The organism is Lactobacillus sp. JM1 (assembly GCF_009834385.1).
In the GTDB taxonomy this organism is placed as follows: Bacteria; Bacillota; Bacilli; order Lactobacillales; family Lactobacillaceae; genus Lactobacillus; species Lactobacillus paragasseri.
Map to the genome: position 1 here is coordinate 1679386 of NZ_CP044412.1, position 25024 is coordinate 1704409.

Below are 25024 nucleotides of genomic sequence, written 5' to 3' on the forward strand. Positions count from 1 at the left end.
ACGTATGTTTGCAATATGATTAATAAGTTTTTATTCATTTAGACTGCTACAATAAACATGGCAACTCTATCAAAAATAGAAAGAAGAAAAAGAATGGAATATTTCAATTTAAACGATGGGAATCGTATCCCCAAAATCGGTTTTGGAACTTATAAATTAAACGGTTCTCGCGGCGTTTTTGCTATCCAAGCAGCCTTAAAAAATGGTTATCGTCTACTAGATTCCGCTGTTAATTATGAAAACGAGGGAGCTGTAGGGCGTGCCATCAAAAATAGTAGTGTAAACCGCGACAATATTTTTATAACTTCTAAATTACCTGGGCGTCATCACAAATACCAAGAAGCACTTGAACAAATTCAAGAATCTCTTTACTCTGCCGACCTCGACTATTATGATCTCTATCTAATCCACTGGCCAAATCCAAAGGAAAACCACTACCTTGAAGCTTGGCAAGCCATGATTGATGCACAAAGATTCGGCTTAATTCGCTCAGTAGGAGTTTCTAACTTCGAACCAGAACATATTGAATACTTATACCGTGAAACTGGTGTTATGCCAGCTGTTAACCAAATCGAACTGCATCCTTACTGGTCAAGTAAAAAAGTTCGTGAGTATGATAATCAACATCATATTATTACTGAAGCTTGGAGTCCGCTTCAGCGTGGTGGTGAGGCCTTTCAAGAAAAAGAAATTATTGAATTAGCACAGAAATATCACAAATCTCCCGCTCAAATAATCTTACGCTGGGAAACGCAAATCAATGTTGTGCCAATTCCAAAAGCCAGTTCTTATGAGCACCAACTAAGCAATTTAGACATTTTTGATTTCAAATTAACTCCTGAAGAAGTTCAAAGCTTAATTGATTTAGATAAAGAATCCGCACGCCGTTTCGATCCGAATGAGCACGAAGAATTCTAAAGAAAGCAGGTAAAATCTTCATGCAAGCAATTTTAAATAAACGAGTTTCAAAAATTGCTTTATTTTATGATCTCGTTTTTGTCTACATGATCTCTAAAACAACTGAGATACTTCATCATCTTGAGCATGGCCTTGTTTCCCCTACATCTTTTGCACTATTTGCATTAATTGTTATTATCTTTATTAATTCATGGATGGTTCAAACTGTCTTTACTAATCGCTATGGGATAGGTAGCTGGGCAGACATTGCTTTTTATTTCATTGACATGATGATTCTGCTTTACATGTCTAACTCTTTTGACACAAACAACCTAACTGAAATGAAAATTTTATTTATTTCTGCTGGTTTACTTTCTTTTACTTTAGCAAGTCATTACTTAATTAATTATTTTCAAACTAAAAGTGAAATTGATCAAAATATTTCCCGGGCATTTTTTCTAATTTTAATTTTTAGATCAATTACTTTAATCATTGGCGGACTATTAGATAATATTCCTGGCTTTGTTTTAGCAGTCATTGGCATTATTTTTAGTTGGTTAATGCCTATTTTAACCACAAAATATACTATTAAACATCCTATTATTTTTCCTCATTTACTTGAAAGATTAAATCTTTTAGTAATTATTATCTTTGATGAAACAATTATTGGAATTGCGGATTATTTTCGACCTAATACTTTTTCACTTTATTCAATTCTTATCTTTTTAACAGTCGCTTTATTATTTTTCACTTATGCTTTACAATTCGATAAGTTTACTGATGAAGATCAAGATGACGTTACAGGTAATGCTTTAATTTATTTACACTATTTAATAATCTTTGGAATCAGTCTAATTACTGTTAGCATTAAATTTATTCACGAAACAGACGCTAATTCTTGGTTTGCCGTCTTATGTCTATATTGCGGGGTTGGTTTATTTTATTTAGGATTATTATTTGCAACACGCTACAATAAACCGCAATTCAAATTAAGAAGATCTACTATTCTGGTCTTTTTAATTACAACTATAATTGGAGCAACTGCTTGCCTTATTTGGTCTAGTTTTGAGGTAATTACAATTCTAACTTTTATAATCGTAGCAATTAATATCAGCTGGTTAGTCCATCTTAATCTTCCCCACATAAAAAAAGGAATCCTACTATAGGATTCCTTTTTAGTATCTAGATTTTTAACTACGTGCCCAATTATCAAGCACATTTAAGAAAAAGCTCTCTGACCAAGTTCTAATGTTTTGCCCTTGTTTTTTCAGAGCTTTTGCCTTATTTAATTCAGTAACATCTGTTCTGAAGAAATCGTGATCACCAACTAGAACGTAATCCGTATCTTGCCCCACTTCTTCTTGAATAAAGCCGCCTAGATTTTTTACTGCGTTAGCTAATTCATACTCATCTAGGTCTAAATCACCAGCAATTACCACTTTTTTATGAATAAAAGGACTGCGAAAAGCTTGCGTTTGCTTAACAATATCAGGCCACTCACTAGTTAAATCTAAAGTTTTAACTGCCTCTTGTGCTCTAAGCATATGCTCTTGTTTAAATAGTTTATGAAACTCATCAAAAACCTTTTTAGTATCTAAGCAATCATCTAAACCACGGTGTTCTTGGTTCTCTGCAATATTCATTCGATGCATGCAATCAAGCAAGCGATTATGTCGCTCTTGTGGATAAAAGCTACGCGCCAAACGGTAAACATCTACATAGTCATTGTTTAAAACTGTCAAATGATACTTTTCAGCTAAATCATAAACAAAGTTCAAATCAAAATTTACATTATAGCCAACAATTGGATCACTGCCGATAAATTCGCGATACTTCTTAATTGCTTCTTGAACTGGTAATCCTTTTTCTTCAATAGCTGCTTCATCAATTCCATTTAATTTAGTAATAAAAGCAGGTACCTTATTATTATCAGGAAACTTCACTAATTCTGAAAAAGTTGCTACTACTTCTCCATGACGTACTTTCAAGCCACCCATTTCGGTAATTCGATCACGATATGGACTAAGACCAGTAGTTTCAACATCAATTAAAGTATAGTTTTCTGGAAAACCAGGCTTTTCAATTCCTTTTTGACGTATTTTATCTTGAGCAGCTGGAATTCGTAGCACACCTTGAATAACTGAAATACTCATTTTTTAACCTTCATTTTTAGAAATTTTTTCAATCACTTCAGGAAGCGCCATCCTTAACCCGGCACTTCTTTTTTGAATGTTATCAGGTAATTCATCCTGACTTAAATCGGCTGCAACATAATGCCAATCTTTAAATTGTTCTACTAATTTTACCATTGGATCAAGCAATTGTGGACTAGTTGGATCAACACCTAATTCTAAAACCACAACTTTCTTAGTTTGATTTCTAGTTAAAAACCACCGAAATCTTGTATTAGCATCTTCATCTGGGAAGAAATGTGCATTAAGCGGCATATGAATTTCCATTGGTGAATCACAATCTTCGCAGCGCGGAATCTCGCCTTGTCCATTAATATATCTCTTTACAACAGACAAATCAGAGTAAGTACCATGGTTTAATCCACTAGAACACTGCATTCTAGTCCAATCGCCAAAAACATCAAAAATTTTCTCTTGCTCAAATCCCGCTGTTTCAAAAAAGTGGCCAAAAGCACTGGTCGCAATAAAATAGTTCTTTCCATTTAAGAGCTCTTTTAATTGCTTCATTGCCTTACTTGGTTCATATTCAACTGAATATTCATTAATTAACTGACTCCAAAACTGCCATTTTTCATCCCAGGAATCAAAATTTTTGTCTAAGGCATCTGCAATAGTTTTAACATGATATTTTTTGCTTACTGCTTGATATTCAATTGGAAAAGCCGCGTCCTCAAACATATCAAGCCCCTCCATTTGTGCAAAGCCATTACCAGCAGTAACAATTACTGCATCTGCTTCAGCTAGCCATTTTTGTATTTGTTTAAAATCTTTCATGTTATTTCTTCCTTTTTATTTTTCAGAATATCCAACCAAACGTAGTTTTCCTTCGATATATTCTCCTAAAAAGACATCATCAATACTATTATAACCAGCTTTAGTTACTTCTTGTTCAAGCCAAGCACTAGATTTATGAATTAAATCTAAAACGTCATCATTAATTTGACCATCACTAATAATTGGAAAGCGAATATTATCTTCATCGTTTTCAATTACCGTTAACTGCCCATTTTGTTCAAAAATGCAATTTTTAACTTTTTCAACTGAATAAATTCCTCGACTCCTCAATCTAAACATTAATTCATTAGCTGAAATACCCGCCTTCATACAATTTCCAACTAAGACCTGACCATTCTTTATCACTTGAACCGGTTTTCCATCAATTAAATTACGAACCCAATTACTACGTTCACGTCCAAACTTCAAAATAAAAACTACTAAAGTCCAAATCACTAATACGAGTAAAAACTGAATAATTGTAATGCTGGAATTATAAATTAAACCACCAATAATTCCACCAAGGACATAATTTTGTAACTGATCTAATGCTGTAGTTGGTGCTAAATTGCTCTTACCAAAAACGTTAATCTGAATAATGAGAGTTAAGATCCCTAAAGCAAACTTAATAAATAATTGTGTATAATCCATCTTTTACCTACTTTTGTACATATACATGATGATCAATTACATGAGCACGAGTCAAAGTGTAACTATTATTATCTTCATTTAAATTCAATTGATAATCTTCATTTTTGGAATCGATTCGGATAATCATTCCATCTTGCAAGGTCGTCGAACTTACCATTACATCGCTTTTCTTAACATTTGCATCGTCTGCAATTGACTTAATAAAAGGAACAATTTGAGCAGCCTTTGATTTTTGCTCATTATTTTGAATATATTTTTCATACTGAGTACCAGCAAATAATACCAAAAATAAAAGTGCGATGATTCCTAAATCACGATACCTGGTATTAAAACGATCTCGCAAATAAAGAATAGTAAAAATAATCATCGCACTAGCTGCTACAATCATTAAGATATATAAGGCCGTCCGATCAGTGTTTTGGTGACTTTGAATATAATTTATTGTATAAAAATTCATTTAACTTAATACTTTCTCTTTAATGGACGTTCATCACGATTACTATTTAATAAAACATGTTGCCGAACAATTTCAATCAAAGTTCTAGAAAGCAATGCCATACTCTCAGTTGTTACATATTCATATGGCCCGTGGAAGTTCGCACCACCATTAAATAAGTTAGGTGTAGGAATGCCCTTTTCTGAAATAAAATCTCCATCTGTTCCACCGCGAAATGGAATAATTTTAGGCTTTAATCCTAGAACTTCATAGGCATGTAAAACTAAATTTACAACATAAGGATGTTTCTTAATTAAATCACCAGGACTACGGTATTGATCATGTAACTCTAAGGTTACGCGATCTTTTCCATATTTTTCATTTAACTTATCCACTAGGTCTGTGACTAACTTTTTCTTTTTCTCAAAGCCATCAGTATCAAAGTCTCGGATAATCAATTGAATTTGGGCATGATCAACATTACCGTTATTGGATAAAACCATAAAATAGCCATCAAAGCCCTTACTATTTTCTGGGACCTCATCAGCTGGCAAGCCTTGGATAAATTCACTAGACATCAAAGCGGCATTAACCATTAAGCCATATGCTTCTCCGGGATGAACAACTGTACCATGAAAATGAATTGTAGCAGCTGCTGCATTAAAAGTTTCAAAAGCAATGTCACCTGGATCTCCATTATCTAGAGTATAAGCGAACTCAACTGGAAAACGTTGAACATCAAAACGAGCTGCTCCTTTGCCAATTTCCTCATCAGGACCAAAAGCAACCCAAATATCACCATGCTTTACGCTAGAATTTCCTTTTAAATATTTGAGCATTCCTAATAAACCCGCAATTCCGGCCTTATCATCCGCTCCAAGCAAGGTTGTTCCATCAGCAGTAATTAAAGTCTCACCTAAGTGCTTTTTCAAACTAGAAAATTCACTTGTGGACAAAACTCGACCTTCTTTTAATACAATATCTTTTCCATTGTAGTCTTGATGTACTTGCGGCTGAACATTTTCTGCATTGAAATCAGCTGTATCCACATGGGCCACAAAACCGATCGGAGTAACTTGTTCATCTCTCACTGTGCCAGGTAGTTTTCCAACAAGATATGAATCTTTTTTAAAAAAAGAGATATTTTCTAAGCCTAAATTTTCTAATTCTTGTTCGATTATTTTTAGCAATTCAATTTGTCCAGGTGTTGTTGGTACTTCTTTACTTTGGTCATCTGAGCGCGTGTTTACTTTACAATATTCAATAAATTTATCTTGAATATACGCTTGATCAATTACAGCCATTTTAACTACATTCCCTTCTCCTAGATATTTTAATTATATTTTAAGGAAAAATATGCTTATGTCAATTTTCTATAATTCAGACGCTCCACTTTCGGCATCAATTTCTTGATTTTTACGATAAACTTCACCATTCGGATTATTTGGATCATCAACTAATTTTTGCCCAGTTTCCTTTAAATAATATTCCACAAGTGGATAAATATCTTGAATACTCTCATTAATTCCTGAAAATTGATGATTTTTATCAAAAACAGCACGATAACTATCCACCATAAACCTCTTTTGAGTATTAGTCTGGTCCGCAAAGCGGAATTCTTTTTCCCGACCTGTGCTTAATTTGTGGAAGACTTCCTCTAACTGTTTCTTTTCTTGCTCTGTTTTACCCAACGAAATAATATTTTCTCCAAGCTCTGGTGGATTATAGTTCATTCCCGGCAATTGTTTATAATATGTAAATTTTCCCAATTTATTAAAAGCAAGCAAGTTACTAGGAAAAGATGATAAATAATTATTTAAATCTGATACTCTCATTAAGCCCGTATTTAGCTTTACATAGTCATCATTATTTGCTGCATTTGCCAATTTCTTTTTCCACTTTTCATTCATCTATTTATACCTCACAAACAAAAAAGCATGCCGAAACTCGACATGCTCATTTTAACTTATTTCGATTTTTATTAGTCTTTAATAGCTTTTAATCCTTCACGCTTTCTTCCCATATTAAACCAAGGGGAAACAGTAAAGGCCAAAACGTCATTAACAACATAAATTAAGGAGTTAACTGCCATTGCTAAAGTTGCATCTCCTTGTGCGTAAGTTACACCCCAAAGAATTAATTGAAAAATTCCACTAGCAGTCCACCAGAAGTATTGGTTGTTGTAGCGTAAGAAACACATAATTCCAGCAGTTAATGAAATAGCGAAACTAATTGCATCAATCCAAGGACGTGGATCGTTAGTAAATTTACCAATTAAGTAACCTGATACTGCATACACAATTAAGGTACCAACAATTGCAATAATCCATTCTTTAGCACCAAATTTACGTAAATGGTTCTTAGTATCATCATTCCAAGATCTAACTGAAATAATAACTGGTAAGTCTAAAGTTAAAATATAAGCAATTTGCTCAAAAATCGATAAGTAATTTTTAGCAGCTAAACCTGCATAAATAAAACAAGCTGCCGAAATCAAACCAAGCCAACCATTAATTGCCTTAGTAGCATTGATTGCTAACACACATAATGTTCCAAGTAGAGTACCAATGAAAGTAATTAGTGTTAAAGTAGTAATTTTGTTTTGAATCAAAATAGCCAATTGAAACCCAAAGGCAAAGAACCAAAGCATATAGTTTTGTACTGGCCAGCCATGTAATTGCTTAAATAGCCAAACAAAGTAATTATCCTTTCTTTCCTTATGATCTTCTTGTAATGATGTTGAATTATCCATCCATTAACTCCTCTTTCTCTATATTAGGTCACACCATATATTGTGCCTTATCCGCCTTTTACTCAAAAAAGCATCTGTATCTAGTATAGTAGTCAAAAAATTCAAAACAAGAGTTTACATCTTTAGGTAAATATGCGGTAGGCGTTCCTTCCAGTTAAATAAAGCGTTTTCTTTTCTTAGTCATTAGGATTTTCGAATAATTTAATATTTTTTTGACCTTTCAGCTTGCATCATCAGCATAACTTTACGTTCCAATTTATTTTTTTGATACCTCTTTTAATAACGTTTTTTAATTAGGTGCTTATTTTATTATGGTATAAAATTTATAGTCTTTGCCTTTTAAAGCTATTAATAGCAACTTTTTATCAAAAATAATATGAATATTCAGATTAATCAATCTTTTTTGATTTCATTATTTAAAGTTGAGTTATAATAACTTGTTGGAAAACAAAATTGTTATTTTATATATAAAATGATTGTAATCGAGGAAAAAGAAATGTCACATAAGAATGATTTATCTTTTATTGCTAAGCTTAATGGGAAAGAAAAGTTTAGCCTTAGAAAACTTTCAGTTGGATTAGTTACTGTTGCATTAGGTACAACATTCTTTTTAGAAAGTTCTAATACCGCGCATGCTGCTGAAGTAGACACTACAAATCAAAATGTTACTAGCCAAGAAAGTACTTCCGATTCTCTCAAATCGCGCACTTTAAATATTCAAAAAACTAAAGCTACAGAAGATTCCACAACTAGCACTAAACCTGTTCAAAATAATGAACAAACTTCTGTAAATCAAACTAGTAAAAATAGTGGAACTACTGTTAGGCAAGAAACTAACTTATTAGCTACTAAGTCAGAAAAAGCAAACACTACACAAGCATCAGCTCAAGCAATTAATTTTGAAGAAAAAATTCAAACTACCACTGATCAGAATCAATCTACAGCTGTAAGTATTACAGGTGATGACGCTAATAAGTCAATAATGGCTAATGTTACTCAAGGAACAATTAGAGTTCATATTAATCAAAATAAAGAGAACCCCATTACTATTAATAATGGACAAAAAATCACAGTTTCAATCGCTGCCACTAATAACTTGTTACGCTTTAGTACTCCTCCTTCTAAGATTAACGACTTTGAGATAAGCACATCACAAACAAATACCAATAAAATCTTTACTTTTACTTATACTGGTAGTGATGATGGGATTCTATCAAATTTTAATCCAACCTTTTATTTTACAGCTGATAATGACGCAACTAAGCAATATAAGGACATTCACGGTACTTACCCAGACTTCAATTTACCTGTTACCGTAACTTTATTTAATAACCAAAAATTTACTCAAAACTTACCAATCAAGATTACTCCATATAAAGATTTAGTTGTAACCAAAGAAATTCTTCACGGTTTTGTTATGGGACCAAAATTAATTGGAACCCCTGGGCAAGACGGTTATCCTGGTAATAATGGTTCTTATACCGAAAATGGTGCAACTTATTATGGACCAGAACCAAGTGCTGCGGCAGATGTTCCTGCTGATAAACAGAAATCTGCTCGGCTAATGCAATACGCACTTGAGTGGAATTATGGTTCTGCTAAAGATCCAAGTTTAAATCCATTAATGAATGTTTTAGCTAACATAAAATTTAATAATGGGCAAGAAATTCTTCCATCTACTATTAAGGCTTTCAAGATTCCAGCAGATATGGAAGTCGTTGATTCTGAGGGTCAAAGAGTACCAATTAATAAGTACTATGGTAACCTTGCAACTCTTCCTGAAGACACCAACTTTGAAAAATTTTTAAGAGACTCAATTTCTAGCGACAAAAAACAAATTACTATTGATCAAAAAGGCAATTTTACAGTTAACGGCGTAGATTATTCTACAATGGGGCCTTACTTTATTCAGTTAGATACCCTATTAAACCCTAACGCTATTGACAATTGGGCAAGTAATCCAGATTCCGGTGTGGGGCCTTCAATTACTACTCCAATTGTTAATGAAAATGATTGGAAACACTCCGGTTCAGGAAGTACAACTAATACCTCTACTCAAACTTATACCGACTTCAAATTTGATCCTGCAGTTGATCGTGTTGTTAGAATCTACTTCATTGACGAAAACACCGATAAAGAAATTCCAGATACTGTAAGATCAATTATTGCTAAAACTAATTCTACTGTTGATAACCCAACTAGCAGTATTATCAATGATCTTAAGAAACAAGGCTACGTGTTAGATAAACAAGCAACTAACGGTGAATCAAGTGATTTCAGCAAGAATCTGAAAAATTACAATATAAGTAATCAAAACTTTAAGACAGATTCTTTAGAAAATAACTACAACAGTCAAAAGATTAATATCAAAGATAAATCACTTAAGTATTACGTTTACCTTTACCATGGTACTACACCAGTTAGCGACAAAAAGACAATAAAAGAAACAATTAATTACGTTTATGCTAACGGTACTCAAGAAGGAAAAACGGCCGCAAATCCTTATGATAAGACTGTAAGTTATACTCGCACTGGAACTAACGATTTAGTTACCGACCACATTACGTGGGAAAAATGGCAACCTGATTCCAGTTTCAATGCTGTAGAATCACCTAATGCAAATGATAAGAATTATACCTTAGTTGATAAAGATGAAATCCCAGTCATTAAGTTAAATATCGACAATGACGGTAAGATTACTATTGAAAATAATGTTCCATTAATTTACACAGTTCATTACTATGCCCCAGAACATGCACGCCTTACTTTCTACGATGATACTGAAAATCAAAACTTATCTGATTATTTAACCAAAAATGGACAGAAGGCCTCATTAACTGATACTTATTCTGAATTAGACAATAATTCAAGCAAGCAGCCTATCTCATTTACTGATGCAGATAGTATCGTTAACTTTTTAAAGAACAATCACTACATCTTTACCGGTGTTTCTGGTAATGGTTCTATCACAAATTCTGATTATTCAAAGATCGCTTATGGAAACTTCGATAATGATGAAACTAAGGATCAAGAGTTTATTCTTCATTTTAAGCATGCATTAGATAATCAGAATGAAACTGCTGTAGTTGCAGAAAAAGTTAACTATGTCTATGAAAATGGTCCCCACGCAGGTAAGACAGTGGTTGATGCTGCAACTTCTCCAATTGACCAAAAAATTACTTACACAAGAACTAGAACTGTAGACCTTGTCAATGATCCTAAAGGTGAAAACACTAAATGGTCTAACTGGATACCTGATAAAGCATTCATTGAAAACTTTAATTTACCAGAAAAAGTTAGTGGTCTTGATAACCAAGAAAAAATTTATTCATTAGATTTAGCTCAAGTTAAAGCTACAAAAGATGGTAAAGTGTTCGACTACTCTTCACTTAAACTGCCATTTGAAACATCAGAATTGAGTAATGATAAGACTATTAATCTAAACGTCACTATTCCATATACTTTAGCTGAAAATATTACAGTTAACTATATTGATGACACGACTGGAAAAACTTTAGAGAGTAAGTCATTATCAGGTAAGCCTAATATAGAAGCCAATTATTCAACTAAGGATACTATTGATAAATATGTCGCTCAAAACTACGTTCTAGTTAGCGACCCAACCAATCAAGCCCCTCTTTCATTTGACAACGACGAACTTCCTAATAATCAAAATTATGAAGTTCATTTCAAACATGGAATCGGTCCTGTTTCTAATAAGAAGACAGTTACCGAAACTATTCACTATATTTATAAAGATGGTTCCCTAGCTGCTAAAGATGCTACTAACCAGCTCACTTTCACTGAAACTGGTACAAAAGATTTAGTTACTGGCACAACTGATACAAAATGGTCTGCTCCACAAACTTTCGCTTCAGTCACTTCTCCAACAATTTCTGGCTATACTCCAGATCAACTTAAAATTGATGCTATTAAAGTTGACCATAACTCTCAAAATATTGAGAAGACAGTCATCTACAATGCTGATAAGCAAGGTGCTGTTCTTCGCTTCTATGATGATACTGAAGGAAAATTCATTGACTTTGCTAAAGACCTTAAGACAGATGGAACAAGCAAATCTACTATCTCATTTACTATTCCATCCAATTACGATTTTTCAAACTATAACTTTGTTGCAGTAAACGTAGGTAATGATCCTAAAAATATAACTACTAAGTTGTCAGGCGATACGTTGTCTGATGTAACTTACGGCAAGTTTGATACTAATGATCAAGTCGACCAGTACTTCATCGCTCACTTTACTCATAAGACAAATGACGTTAAAGAAAATAAGTCTATTTCTGAAAAAGTTGTCCTTTATGCCGAAAATGGTCCTAAGAAAGGTCAAGCTCTCCAAACTATTGAATTAGGTAATACCGGTTTCACTAGAAATGGACAAAAAGACTTGGTTACAAATCAAGTTTCTTGGGAAACATGGACAATAGAAAATAATAGTCACGCTGTTTCTCTACCAGTGACATTTTCAACTGTTTATAAGATTGATCCTACTAATATTACTCAAACTACACCTGTTTCCAAGAAGTTTGAAATTAATAATCAAATAGTATCTCCACTAACCTTCAATGCTACGACGGATCAAGATTTGATTAAATCTTTAGCAAACAGTACAGAATTTATGGTTAAAGTTCCGTATGAATTAACTGAAAATGTTAATATAACTTATATTGATGATACTACTGGTAAAACATTAGAAACTAAGAGCTTATCTGGTGAGCCTAATACAAATTCACAATATTCTACTAAAGATACAATTGATAAATACGTAGCTAATAATTACGTTTTAATCAGTGATCCAACTGATCAAAAGAACATTTTCTTTGATAATGATGAAAAGCCTAACAATCAAAATTATGATGTTCACTTTAAACACGCCTTTAAAGAGATCGATAATTCTAAGACTGTTAACGAAACTATCACCTATATTTATGATAACGGCAAAGAAGCTGCACCAACTTATAATACTTCTGTAGAATTTACCCAAACTGGAAAGCTTGATTTGGTAACCGACAAGGAAGAATTGAATGATTGGTCTCCAGTTTCTAATACCTTTATCGCAGTTACTTCACCAGTCATTAAGAACTATACTGCCGATCAAAAACAAATTGCTGCACAAGCAGTTCAACCAAATAGTAGTGACCTTTCGTTCCAAGTTGTTTACACTGCTGTTCCAGTTCAACCTACCAAACCAACCGAACCTACTAAGCTGGTTCAACCTGCTAAACCAACTATACCTACTAAACCGGTTCAACTTGCTAAACCAGCTAAATCAACACAAACCCAATTAGTAAGAAAGAACAACGAAACAAAATCACCTATTTCTTCTCATTTAGCTTTACCAACAAACGCTGCTAGTCACGAAACTAAGAAGACTGAAGAAAACAACTTACCTCAAACTGGCGCTAAGCCAAATGATGCTAGCCTAATCGGTTTAGCCTTTGGCGCTACTTCATTCTTACTTGGTCTAGTTGGCAGTGAACTTAAACGAAAGAGAAAGAATTAATTTCTTTTCAACAAAAACGTTAGATTAAAACTCTAACGTTTTTTTGTGTTCTAAAAGCATTTTTCTAGTGAGAAGTTAATTACTTTCGGTATAATTTTTAATTAATAGCTACTTTTTTAGAAAGGAAAAGCAAATGATTAAAGAATTCAAAGAATTTATTTCTCGTGGTAACATGATGGACTTAGCTGTCGGAGTTATTATCGGTGCAGCATTTACCGCAATTGTAAATTCATTAGTTAAAGACTTAATTAATCCCCTCATCGGATTATTTATTGGTAAGATTGACTTATCAAATCTGAAATTTACTGTCGGTGAAGCCACATTCAAATATGGTAGCTTCTTAAATGCAATTATTAACTTTTTAATCATCGCATTGGTTGTCTTCTTCTTAATTAAATTAGTCAATAAAATGATGCCTAAAAAAGAAACTGAAGAAGACGATCCAACACCAACTAATGAAGAAATATATCTTCGTCAAATTCGTGATTTATTACAAGAAAAAACTAAATAGATTACTGCATCCCTTAAATATTTGAGGGATGCATCTTTTTCAAAAAATAAAACTCCTTTTTGCGTAATTTAAATTAGAGATCTTTCTCTAATACACTTAAAGGAGCGTTCTATGAACAAAAAGGAGCTTGAAAGCGCGTTGATGAAGCAGATATCACTGCTGATCCGATCTTTAGCTGGGTTATGGAACAAGGAACTAATTGCCGCGATCTTTTGCAGGCAATTGCACCTGAATTGCATATTCAAACTGCTAGTTTTGAAACGCAGAAAAGATTAAAGTTTCATCCTGCTATGCATAGCATTATTCCAGATATCTACGCTACAGACGACAAGGGCCGAGTCTTTGATATTGAATTACAAATGACTCTGCCAGACTTTTTAGGAAAGCGAATGCGGTATTATTTTTCAATGATGGATCAAAGTCTGTTTATGCAAGGTGAAAATTATCGCAATTTGCCTACTACGTACTTAATTTTAATTCTGCCAACTGATCCTCTCGGACTTGATCAGTATCGCTATGATACGACTTGGAACACCAAGGGATTCAAACATGATCCACTAAATATTGGTCAAAAATTAATTTTACTTAATGCAAGTGGAACAAAAGGAAAAATCACGCCACGTCTCCAAGGATTTTTCGATCTAATGCGTGGTAAAATTAATACAAATGATAGCTTTATTCAAAAGCTACAAAGCGATGTTGAGAAATACAAAACCAATCCAGAAAGAAGGAAAGAACTCATGGATTATCAAATGAAACTTGATGACATGCGATATGTCGGCGAAAAAAATGGTAAAGAAGAAGAACGAATTGATGCCATTAAGAAGATGATTAACCTCAGTAGAAAATTAAATGCTAGTAATGACTTCATATTAAAACAATTAACTGATGATTATGGTGCATATTTTTCTCAAGAAGAATTAAAACAATTTATTAAAAATAATTAGATAGTTAAAAGACACCCATGACTCTATAAAAAATTAAGTCATGAGTGTCTTTTGTATTTAAACTAAAGTCTAATTTTTCCTAAAGGTAATTATTTGTACCTTATCACCAGAACTAATAGATCCTTTTTGAACTGGAGTAATAGATTCAATTAAATCCATATTAGTATAAACAACAATTACAGAATCATCGCGACCGCTATCAGTAACTTGTTTTAAGTCCATTGTTCCAAGCAACTGACCAGGAGTAACATGATCTCCCTTTTGAATTTCCATCTTAAAAGGTGCCCCATTTAACTCCACTGTATCAATTCCTAAGTGTACAAGGATTTCTAATCCTTCTTTGGTCTTAATACCAATAGCGTGCTTAGTAGGAAATAAAGTAGATATGTCGCCCTCTACTGGTGAATGAATTTCTCCACTAGTAGGCTTAATAGCATAACCATCGCCTAACATTTTAGTAGAAAACACATCATCTTTTACTTCGGTAATTGGTATTAATTCACCATCAACAGCGGCATCTACTTCTAATCCTTTATTTTTCTTTTTAAAAAAATTAAACATTTCTCTAACCTCTTAAATCTTTTAATCCAATTAAACCCAGCAAAAGAATACACAAAACATACAATACTGTACTGATGATAATAGTTGTCTTAAAATACGCTATTGCTCTGTCTGTAACTTTAAAACTATGTAAAGCACGTAAGCCAAAAAGACTTAATAGAAAACAAATAATATTGCCTACTAGCAACTGACAGAAACACTGACAAATCCAAAAAATTTTTAGTTCTTTGGTACTATTGACTAACTTATCTTTCTTTATCCAGCAATAATATCCTAAAAGAAAATCAGTAATGGCAACAATGACGGAAACAGCTATCGTGGGCTGACTATGAAACATATCTGCCAAACTTACTTTCGTCATTACAACTCTAAATTCAAGCAGTCCCCAAAAAAGTAGCGGAGCAACAAGTAGAATAATTGAGTACCACTTCAAAATAGAACGTATATTTAACCGTAGTCGTTCCATAATCTGATCACAAAAATCAGTTACTTTATTCTTCGTCATAGTCCACATTATCTAACTCTCCTTTTTGTTCCTCCCACTGATAGTACTTAGCAATCAAAAGGTCAATGAAAGTATACGCAGGACTAAAGGCGTCATTGGTAGCCTCTTCTTCCCCTCCAGAAAATTTTTTAAACTTCAAGGTACGGAAGAAAAAACTATAATCTACTAATGAGATCAACTCTGCTGGGCGCAAGGTTGTAAATGATACTGTCGTTATTTTGTTATTCAAAAGTTTTATCTTACTTATTTCATCGCGGATTTGAATATTATCACCACTATAAGAAATGATAAACAGCATATCTTCCTCTACGGCCCGTCTACTTACTATTCTTAGTTCTTCAATTGCCGATGGAAGAATTACAGCTCTTTTCCCGATTATGAATAACTCATGAGCCAAATATTTTGCTATTAACTCTTGAGACCAACCTGTTGAATATAAATAAATCGTATTTGCGCGCTCAATATCAGAAAAAACCTTTTCTAAGTCTAACGTGTTATAGTAATTCAGCACCTCTTGACTTGCATTTTCTACTTCAGTTGCAATATCAATCGTATTCATTTTCTTTTCATGAGTTAAATCTGATAATTCAAACCGCAATTCACTGTAGCCTGATAAACCTATTTTTTTGCACAGTCTAAAAATAGAAGATTCTGAAACATACAATTTTTTTGCTAGTTTTGCTAAGCTCAAATGGCTACATAATGTTGAATTTGAAAATAAGAATCTAACAATCTCTTTCTCAGATTCACTTAACTCTCCGTTTTTTTCCCAAACGCGTCTTTTCAAGTCAGTCATTGTTACATTAATCTCCCCAGTAATGTAAATGCTATCATAATTACACTACTAGAATAACATAAGACTAGTCTAAAAAGCGTTTGGAGTACTACATATTTTCTTTCATTTTATCAACAATACTATCTGCATTTAAGCCAATAACAATATCAATTTCATTGTCTCTACGAGTAACTTCATGAGCTCCTAAATCTTTAAAGTGAGCATCATCTGCAACTTTAGATAGATCATAGACTTCAACCCTAATTCTAGTTGAGCACGATATTAATTTCTTGATATTATCACGACCACCAAGTAGATCAATAAATCCAATAGCTTGTTCAACTTCTGGATCTTGTTCTTGACTTACCTTTGTACTTTGACCAGCTTTTTCAATTAATGTTTGCATTCTTTCTAAGACTTGCGCAACATCAAGACCAACAATCACTTGAATAGCTTTACCATGGTGAACAACATTAACAGCTTTATTAGCTCTGAATTGAGCATCTGATCCCAACTTATCTGGATCCTTTACAGTTACACGTAATCTAGTAGCACATGACGATAATTCTTCAATATTGTTTGGTCCACCTAATAATTCTAGATAAGCTTGTGCTCTAGCAATATATGGATCAGAAGCATCGACACCAGTAGCTTGTTGAGCCGCCTTTTGTTGAGCCATCTTTTCTTTATATTCTTTCTTATTGATTAATTTAACATCTTCATCATCAGCTTCACGGCCTGGAGTTACGTAGTTAAATTTTTCAATCATTATCTTAAAAATAAAGTAAGTAAGAAGACCGAATACAATTCCGACAATAAATTGCATTACATAGATGTGCCAGTGATTTGCCCAAAGTGGAAGCCAGTTCATTGACGCAATACCAATTGCACCATCTGACATAAGTCCTCTTAAACCAAAACACCACATAACCGTATTCATAGTAGCAGCCATAACTGAATATACAATCCAGAGTACTGGGGCAGCAAACAAGTAAGTAAAGTCAATAGGTTCAGTAATACCAGCAAAAACAGAAGTTAGTGCAGCTGGGATAAGCAATGCTGAGGTTTGTTTCTTCTTATTCTTCTTAGCGGTTGCATAGAAAGCCCAACAAATAAATGGTACTAAGAAGACTTTTTCATTACCGTAAAGTTGAAATCCTTCTACAGAAGCAATTTGTGATAAAGGTTTTGTACTTGCAGCATATTCTGTTAAGTGCTTTAACCAATATGGTTGAAGTCCACCAGCAACCACGGCTGGTCCAAACTGGAATGGAATATATACTAAGTGGTGGAGTCCGGTAGGAATTAATACACGGTTCAAAAATGAATAAATCCAAATTCCTACAAAACCACTGCTTACAATAAAGTGTTGCATACTGTTAATACCTAATTGAACTTTAGGCCAAATTAAACAAGTTAAAAATGCAACTGGGATCATTACAAAGAACCCTAAGAAGTAAACATAAGTTGACCCCTGAAAAGTACCTAGCCATTCTGGTAATTTCTTATCAAAGTAATGATTATGGAGATAAACAACAATACCAGCAATAATTAGGGAGAAGACAATATTAGTATCTAGTGTCTTAATACCGGCAATTTCAGTTAAACCACCGTTAGTCGCATTAGCAGTAATTTGAATCTTATTAAAGTTTGGTACTCCAAAGAAAGCACCCCAATGACTTAGCATAGCTCCAACAAAATAGTTGAAAGTCAAGTAAGTAATAAGAGCTTCCATTGCAGCACGTCCGCGTGATTTATTTGCTAGTCCAATTGGCAATCCAACAACAAATAATAGACATTCTTGATTAAATACAGTCCAACCACCAGCGGAAATTGTATCCCAAACTTTATACCAACCAGTCGTAGGATTAGCTAATGATCCAAAAATTGTCGCATTGTTAAATAAGCTTCCTAAAGCTACCACAATACCGGCAAACGAGAAAAGCAAGACAGGTACGAACATTGCCGCCCCAAATCTTTGTAGTTTCTGCATCATAATTCATTCACCTCACAAAAAGAAGGACCTATTAAACCACAGCATTAACAAGTCCCCCCTTTAATAAATCGTTTATCTATTAAATTCCTATTTCAGTTCTGGCCAGTAAGGCTTGTTTTCTGGAATCATATCGTCAAGTATCTTCTTAGCAACAAGTGCATCTGGAACGGTCTTATTAAGTGCAAATGCTTCCCACATCTTTTCATATGAGTGTTGTTCGTATGCATCAACAACTAGTTTTTCACAAGTTTGTTGTTCCATCATCAAGCCTCTTTGGAAGATTCCAGCTTTACCAGTTGCCATTGGTTCAACGCCATGTGAGGTAAACAAGCAAGGAACTTCAACGATTGAATCAGGATCCATATTTGAAATAGCACCATTATTTGGAATATTTGCTAAGAACTTTTCTCCGGTGTTATAAGCAATTGCATGACAGATATCAACAATATATTCTGAGTGAGTTGCGTTACGATCCCACATATTATTTTCGGCAGTACCTTCTTTAACGATTCGTTCACACTCACCAAATACAATCTTTTGACGATATTCACGAATTTCATCAGTACGAGTATGATGCGGATCTGCATGCTTAACTTCATATTGTGGATAGTAATAATATTGCATGTAAGTGTTTGGTAAAGTATTTGGTTCCAAAGCATAGCAATCAGCTGCTTTCTTAAAAGTTGCTTCCCAGCTAGGCTCAGTATCCTTATCAAAATCACCGCCTACCCAGTAACCATTCTTTGAAACGTATTTCTTAAGTTCTGGCATTAAATCTTTTCCAGTCTTCTTGTCCCAAACACCTTTCCACCAACCAAAGTGGTTTAAGCCGTAATAGTTGAAATCTAAGTCATGATAATCTTTCAAGCCACAAATTTGTGCCATTCTTGTCATGATATCAATTGGCATATCACAAATATTAATAACTTTTGAATGTGGGCGAAGTCGACGACATGCTTCAGCAACAATGGCAATAGTATTAGAATAATTAATCATCCAAGCATTAGGTGAATATTCTTCCATCCAGTCAATAATTTGAATAATTGCTGGAATAGAACGAAGACCGTATGCCATTCCTCCGGGTCCTGTAGTTTCTTGTCCATTAACTCCATATCTCAATGGTATTTTCTCATCTAAACTACGCATGTGGTATTTACCAACACGAATTGAACCCATAACGAAATCAACATCAGTAAATGCTTCCTTAGGATCAGTAGTATATTCGAACTCAATTTCTGGAGCTCTTTCTTTCATAATAATTGCTACTGCATCCCCAATTTTCTTTTGACGTTCTGCGTCATTATCGTAGAATTTTAACTTTCTTAATGGAAATCTATCTTGATTCTGTAATAAGTTCAGTACAAAGCCTGGTGTAAATGTACTACCACCACCAGCAATAACAACTGAAAACTTACGGTTATCTTTAGTCATACAGTTTCTACTCCCTTTTGTGATTCTCTTTTATAAGATATATCTCGAAAAACTTTTCCTTGTTTTTCCTCTCAGCTAGCTTACACATTATTTATACCGCTCCCAGTCTATTAAAGAAAGCGATTTCAACACTTAAGAATTCTATTTCACTTGTTCAAAAATTCTTGTCAAATACTGAAATATATTTCATCCATCAGTTTAATTAAAAACATTACGTATCAATACTGTTTAACAATACAAATTTTATCAATTGGTATTTACCATTGATGTGATATTTCATCATACTAATTAGTTAATAGACATCCCTTTAGCAGTTACTCCTTATCTACATACAAGCAAAAGAAAAAGCCTACTTCAAAAAAGTAGGCTTTTTAAAATCTAAAAATTATTCAATTAATATTCCGAAGCACCAGAGTTAGTATCAGGTTTTGCTTCTTTCTTTTCTTCTACGTGTTCTTCGTGCTTAGACGCACTAGTTGCAGTATCAACTTCATCTTTCTTATAAGTTGCGCCAGTGGTTGCGTCAGGATCATCTACCAGCTTTTGACCAGTAGTTTCACAGAAATATTTTACAAATGGATAAATATCTTGTACCCATTCATAAGTTCCCATATAGTTACCATCTTCGTCTTCAATTCGCTTATAATCATGCAAAATCAACTTATGACGATTACCATTTGGCACTGGCATCTTAACTTCATCGTGTCCATCTACCTTATTTCTTAAAGCATAGATAACTTTCTTAGCTTCAGGAATAACATTACGAATATGAGGGTGAACTGCTCCCATAGTATCACCAACTTGGTCTGGAGTACGACCAGCAAGCATCTTTTTATTTGGATCAGTTGGCTTGTTATACCATAAAAATTGGTTATTATCATCAACATAAGTCAATTCGCCAAACGTACGACGGAGCATCCAATTAATTTGATTAACCGTAAGAAGACCAGCATCCAGCTTTACATAGTCATCACCTTCAGCTGCATTAACTTTCTTAGCTGCCTTATCTAACCACTCTGGATCATTTTTGTCTATACCTTCAACAGTGTAGCGTGATTTACCAGTCGCATCAAAATCTTCTTTAAGATAATCTTCTTCTTTTAAATCTTTTAACCATTTAGGTTCTGCCATTTTACTTCACCTCATAAAACTTATTTACTCTCAAGTTGATTATACCTACTAAAGAAAGAGCTTTCAATGTCTATATACAATATTTTATATACTGTTTTAGCATAATATATATTTATGGAATATTATTTTTTTAAGATTAATTGTTGACTAAAAGTAAGTTATAAGATATTATAACTTGTGAAAAGTAAGAAAGAAGCTAATGATTATGTTTAATGTACGTCAAGCAAATTCTTGTTGTTGTAATTGTCAAAAAATTTGGCAATTATTTGGCGTACAGTCATTAGTTCACTTCAGGAATTTCTCTAGTTAGAAACTAGCTTTTCAAAGTTATAACTATGATTTTTCTCAAGAGCTGTTGGCACTAGGCCAATGGCTCTTTTTGGTTTGCTTAGAATCGGGGTTGAATAAATTGCAAACTACTCTCATTGTTTTAGTAGCCGTCGCTATTCTAGCTGGCATGGCTTACTTACATAAAAAGAATTGGGGATTTACCAAGCTAGTATTTCTCTCATTAGTCGTTGGAATCGTCTTTGGAGTTTCTATTCAATTAATGTTTGGTGCCAAAAACGAGATTGTAAAAAATAGTATTGATTGGATTTCAATTGTTGGAGATGGGTATGTCTCCTTATTACAAATGTTGGTTATCCCACTAATCTTTGTTTCATTAGTTGGTGCCTTTACGCAATTAAAAATGACTACTAAAATCCGAAAAATTGCTACAAGTGTCTTAGCTATCTTGCTAGGAACTACTGCAGTTGCTTCATTCCTGGGCTTTAGCAGTGTTGCAATTTTTAATTTAGGCGGAGCTGGCTTTGCTAAGGGAATGACTGCTTCTTCAACTGCTCTTAGTGCAATTAAGGACCATCAAGAACAATTGAAAGGCCTAACTTTACCGCAACAAATTACTTCGTTTTTCCCGCAAAATATTTTTGCCGACTTTGCAGGAATGCGTTCAACTAGTACAATTGCAGTTGTAGTTTTCTCTATCTTTGTCGGAATTGCATTCTTACAAGTTAAGAAAGAAAAAGCCGAAGTTGCTGCAACTTTCGCACGTGGCATCCAGGCATTACGCGCAGTTATCATGCGTATAGTAAAAATTGTACTTGAACTCACTCCATATGGAATCTTTGCTTTAATTGCTAGAACTACTGCAACTAACAGTTTTGCAACAATGAGTAAATTATTAGTCTTCATCGTTGCCGCTTATGTTGCAATTGCAGTTATGTTCATTGTTCACGCTGTTTTACTTTTAATTAATGGAATTAATCCTATTACTTACTTCAAGAAGGCATGGCCAGTTTTAGTTTTTGCCTTCACTTCTAGAACTAGTGGTGGTAGCTTGCCACTTAACGTTCGTACTCAACGTGAATCAATGGGTGTTAGCGATACAATTGCTGATTTTGCCGCTAGCTTTGGTCTAACTATTGGTCAAAATGGATGTGCAGGTATTTACCCATCGATGGTTGCAGCAATTACTGCTCCCCTTGTTGGAGTTAATATTTTCTCATGGCAATTTATCTTAACCTTAGTTGTAATTGATGTTATTTCAAGTTTCGGCGTTGCCGGTGTTGGTGGCGGTGCAACATTTACTACTTTAATGGTACTTGGAGCACTTAACCTGCCAGTTACAGTGCTTGGAGTTTTAATTGCTATTGACCCAATCGTTGACATGGCAAGAACTGCTCTTAATGTTAATGATTCGATGGTCGCTGGTGTAATTACTGCTAAGCGTACTGGTGAATTAGATTGGAATATCTTTAATAATCAAAAAGATGATGTAGATACTGAAATTGAATAATTTTTATAAATATTCTTGACATTATTATTTAGTCATTGTAGTATTATGACAACAAAATTAATTAAAGCTTAGAAAAGATGAGTAAGCACTTAATGCATCTCACAGAGAGTCGGAACAGGTGTAAGCCGATGTTGCTAGAGTGAAGAAGATGGTCTTGGAGCTAAATTAAAATGCGAGCTATTTAAAGTAAGCAATTTACGATTGACGTACGTTATCACGTCTGAGTCTTCCATATTTTGGAGTACTTATTAAGGAACTGATTGTGAAATTGGTTTGAATATAGGGTGGTAACACGTATTAAGCGTCCCTAGTGTAGTGTAATAGCTATACTAAGGACGCTTTTTCTTTTGCCGATTTATTTTTTGTCAAAGGAGGGATCATTATGAAAAATAAGAATATTATTTTTAACGAACGGGTATTTAATCGAATGTGCTACTTAAATATGATCCTCTGGTTAGTGGATCCTCAAAAAACATTTAAGTGAAAAAATTAGTTAAAATTAAGAGGTAGATTACTATGACAGAATTAGCACATTTCGACATTGTTGGTAGTTTTTTAAGACCGGAAGAATTAAAACAGGCTAGAGATAAATTTAATCACGGAGATATTTCGCAAGCTGAACTAACTCAAGTAGAAAACCAAGAAATTGAGAAGTTAATTCATACAGAAGAAAACTTAGGCTTAAAAGCTGTAACTGATGGCGAATTTCGTCGCAGTTGGTGGCATCTTGATTTTTTATGGGGTTTAACTGGCGTTAAAAAATATGATTATCACGAAAGCTACAAGTTCCATGGCGCTAAAACTAGAACAGATAATGCAGAATTAGCTGGCAAAGTAGCTTATAATCCCGAGCATCCATTCTTTAAAGCGTTTGAGTTTGTTAAAGAGCATACTAATGTGACTCCTAAACAAACTATCCCATCCCCTACACTGCTTTTTAGAGATAATCGATCAGACAATTGGCCTAATTTTTATAATAATAAACGAGCTTATCTTGATGATCTGGCTAAAGCGTACCATGAAACAATCAAGCACTTTTACGACTTAGGTTGTCGCTATCTTCAAATTGATGACACAACTTGGGCTTTTTTAATCAGTAAATTGAACGAATCCAAAAATGATCCTAAGGAACATGAAAAATATATTCAATTAGCGGAAGATTCGGTGTATGTAATTAATAAGTCACTAGAAAATCTACCAGATGATCTGACTGTTGCTACACATATCTGTCGTGGTAATTTTAAATCTACATTTCTTTTTTCAGGCGGATATGAACCAATTGCTAAGTATTTGGCGCAATTAAATTATGATCGCTTTTTCTTAGAATACGACAATGACCGTGCTGGAGATTTTGCTCCAATTAAAACAATCTGGAACAACCGGGATGACGTCACAATTGTTTTGGGATTAATTACATCAAAAAATGGACAGCTAGAAGATCCTAATACAATTATTCAAAGAGTCAATGAGGCCGCCAAACTAGTTCCTTTAACTAATTTAGCTCTCAGTACACAATGCGGCTTTGCTTCAACAGAAGAAGGCAATATTCTAACTGAATCTGACCAGTGGAAAAAGATAAAACTAATAGTTGATACTGCTAATAAAATTTGGAAATAAAAAAGATTTTATAAGGAGGAAATTTATTATGGGTAAAGTTGAAAGTTTTGAATTAGATCACACTAAAGTTAAGGCACCTTATGTTCGCCTAATTACTGTTGAAGAAGGTAAAAAAGGTGACAAGATTAGTAATTTTGATCTTCGCTTAGTTCAACCAAATGAAAATGCCATCCCTACTGGAGGTTTACATACTATCGAGCACTTGCTAGCTGGATTGTTACGTGATCGCATTGACGGCTACATTGATTGTTCACCATTTGGTTGCCGAACAGGCTTTCATCTCTTAGTTTGGGGCACCCCATCAACTACAGATGTTGCTAAGGCTCTTAAGGAAGCACTTGAAGAAATTCGCGATAATATTCAATGGGAGGATGTTCCTGGCACTACTATTAAATCTTGTGGGAATTATCGCGACCATTCTCTATTTTCTGCTAAACAATGGTCAAGAGATATTTTAGAAAAGGGTATTTCTGATGATCCATTTGAAAGAAACGTTGTAGAATAATTATTTTTGAAAAATAGGACAAAA

Annotated in this window: 21 protein-coding genes; 8 read left to right on the forward strand and 13 right to left on the reverse strand. The window is 33.9% G+C overall.

What is annotated here, in order from left to right; translation table 11 throughout:
* The first annotated feature begins 93 nt into the window (after window positions 1-93).
* Together F3I00_RS08740 and F3I00_RS08745 are read left to right on the forward strand one after the other, a co-directional pair.
* Complete coding sequence (locus F3I00_RS08740) at window positions 94-918, forward strand: aldo/keto reductase (RefSeq protein ID WP_003650035.1); 825 nt, start codon at window positions 94-96, stop codon at window positions 916-918.
* 20 nt (window positions 919-938) lie between these two features.
* Window positions 939-2063, forward strand: a complete 1125-nt coding sequence (locus F3I00_RS08745; RefSeq protein WP_159311078.1) for a low temperature requirement protein A — start codon at window positions 939-941, stop codon at window positions 2061-2063.
* Window positions 2064-2087: 24 nt separating this feature from the next.
* Here F3I00_RS08745 and F3I00_RS08750 read toward each other — a convergent pair whose 3' ends face one another.
* From F3I00_RS08750 to pnuC, 7 genes are all read right to left on the reverse strand, one after another.
* Window positions 2088-3050, reverse strand: coding sequence for an exonuclease domain-containing protein (locus F3I00_RS08750; protein WP_003650032.1), 963 nt, complete (start codon window positions 3048-3050; stop codon window positions 2088-2090).
* 3 nt (window positions 3051-3053) lie between these two features.
* Entirely contained in the window at window positions 3054-3863 is an 810-nt protein-coding gene (locus tag F3I00_RS08755) for a hypothetical protein (RefSeq protein WP_020807598.1), read from the reverse strand.
* A gap of 15 nt (window positions 3864-3878) precedes the next feature.
* Window positions 3879-4514 carry a DUF421 domain-containing protein gene (locus F3I00_RS08760; protein WP_003650030.1) on the reverse strand — a complete coding sequence of 212 codons (636 nt, stop codon included), beginning with the start codon at window positions 4512-4514 and terminating at the stop codon, window positions 3879-3881.
* Window positions 4515-4521: 7 nt separating this feature from the next.
* Window positions 4522-4971, reverse strand: coding sequence for a DUF3290 domain-containing protein (locus F3I00_RS08765; protein ID WP_003650029.1), 450 nt, complete (start codon window positions 4969-4971; stop codon window positions 4522-4524).
* Between the two features lie 5 nt (window positions 4972-4976).
* Window positions 4977-6254 carry a peptidase T gene (gene pepT / locus F3I00_RS08770; RefSeq protein WP_020807597.1) on the reverse strand — a complete coding sequence of 426 codons (1278 nt, stop codon included), beginning with the start codon at window positions 6252-6254 and terminating at the stop codon, window positions 4977-4979.
* 69 nt (window positions 6255-6323) lie between these two features.
* A complete protein-coding gene (locus F3I00_RS08775) occupies window positions 6324-6860 on the reverse strand; it encodes a PAS domain-containing protein (RefSeq protein ID WP_020807596.1) in 537 nt (178 codons plus the stop codon).
* Between the two features lie 71 nt (window positions 6861-6931).
* Window positions 6932-7702 carry a nicotinamide riboside transporter PnuC gene (gene pnuC / locus F3I00_RS08780; RefSeq protein WP_003650026.1) on the reverse strand — a complete coding sequence of 257 codons (771 nt, stop codon included), beginning with the start codon at window positions 7700-7702 and terminating at the stop codon, window positions 6932-6934.
* A 472-nt stretch (window positions 7703-8174) separates the two neighbouring features.
* On the opposite strand from pnuC, the gene F3I00_RS08785 reads away from it, so the two are divergent.
* From F3I00_RS08785 to F3I00_RS08795, 3 genes are all read left to right on the forward strand, one after another.
* Window positions 8175-13223, forward strand: a complete 5049-nt coding sequence (locus F3I00_RS08785) for a YSIRK-type signal peptide-containing protein (protein ID WP_159311079.1) — start codon at window positions 8175-8177, stop codon at window positions 13221-13223.
* Window positions 13224-13356: 133 nt separating this feature from the next.
* The gene (mscL, locus tag F3I00_RS08790) at window positions 13357-13734 is read left to right on the forward strand and encodes a large-conductance mechanosensitive channel protein MscL (RefSeq protein ID WP_020807594.1); all 378 of its coding nucleotides are present in this window, start codon (window positions 13357-13359) and stop codon (window positions 13732-13734) included.
* Between the two features lie 182 nt (window positions 13735-13916).
* A complete protein-coding gene (locus tag F3I00_RS08795) occupies window positions 13917-14681 on the forward strand; it encodes an Rpn family recombination-promoting nuclease/putative transposase (RefSeq protein WP_020807593.1) in 765 nt (254 codons plus the stop codon).
* A 69-nt stretch (window positions 14682-14750) separates the two neighbouring features.
* On the opposite strand, the gene F3I00_RS08800 is transcribed toward F3I00_RS08795, so the two are convergent.
* From F3I00_RS08800 to F3I00_RS08825, 6 genes are all read right to left on the reverse strand, one after another.
* Window positions 14751-15242 (reverse strand): PTS glucose transporter subunit IIA, encoded by a 492-nt coding sequence (locus F3I00_RS08800; protein ID WP_020807592.1) that lies wholly within the window; start codon window positions 15240-15242, stop codon window positions 14751-14753.
* A gap of 4 nt (window positions 15243-15246) precedes the next feature.
* The gene (locus F3I00_RS08805; protein WP_020807591.1) at window positions 15247-15756 is read right to left on the reverse strand and encodes a hypothetical protein; all 510 of its coding nucleotides are present in this window, start codon (window positions 15754-15756) and stop codon (window positions 15247-15249) included.
* On the reverse strand, window positions 15734-16543 hold the full coding sequence (locus tag F3I00_RS08810; RefSeq protein ID WP_020807590.1) for a MurR/RpiR family transcriptional regulator: 810 nt from the start codon (window positions 16541-16543) through the stop codon (window positions 15734-15736). Before F3I00_RS08810 ends, F3I00_RS08805 begins: the two co-directional genes overlap by 23 nt.
* 88 nt (window positions 16544-16631) lie before the next feature.
* On the reverse strand, window positions 16632-18518 hold the full coding sequence (locus F3I00_RS08815; protein WP_020807589.1) for an alpha-glucoside-specific PTS transporter subunit IIBC: 1887 nt from the start codon (window positions 18516-18518) through the stop codon (window positions 16632-16634).
* 87 nt (window positions 18519-18605) lie between these two features.
* Window positions 18606-19949 carry a 6-phospho-alpha-glucosidase (maltose-6'-phosphate hydrolase) gene (locus F3I00_RS08820; protein WP_020807588.1) on the reverse strand — a complete coding sequence of 448 codons (1344 nt, stop codon included), beginning with the start codon at window positions 19947-19949 and terminating at the stop codon, window positions 18606-18608.
* A 393-nt stretch (window positions 19950-20342) separates the two neighbouring features.
* On the reverse strand, window positions 20343-21080 hold the full coding sequence (locus F3I00_RS08825; RefSeq protein ID WP_003650022.1) for a PAS domain-containing protein: 738 nt from the start codon (window positions 21078-21080) through the stop codon (window positions 20343-20345).
* Between the two features lie 409 nt (window positions 21081-21489).
* On the opposite strand from F3I00_RS08825, the gene F3I00_RS08830 reads away from it, so the two are divergent.
* From F3I00_RS08830 to F3I00_RS08840, 3 genes are all read left to right on the forward strand, one after another.
* Window positions 21490-22878 (forward strand): L-cystine transporter, encoded by a 1389-nt coding sequence (locus F3I00_RS08830; RefSeq protein ID WP_024273090.1) that lies wholly within the window; start codon window positions 21490-21492, stop codon window positions 22876-22878.
* A 516-nt stretch (window positions 22879-23394) separates the two neighbouring features.
* Entirely contained in the window at window positions 23395-24495 is a 1101-nt protein-coding gene (locus F3I00_RS08835) for a vitamin B12 independent methionine synthase (RefSeq protein WP_020807586.1), read from the forward strand.
* Window positions 24496-24523: 28 nt separating this feature from the next.
* The gene (locus F3I00_RS08840; RefSeq protein WP_020807585.1) at window positions 24524-25000 is read left to right on the forward strand and encodes an S-ribosylhomocysteine lyase; all 477 of its coding nucleotides are present in this window, start codon (window positions 24524-24526) and stop codon (window positions 24998-25000) included.
* Window positions 25001-25024 lie beyond the last annotated feature (24 nt).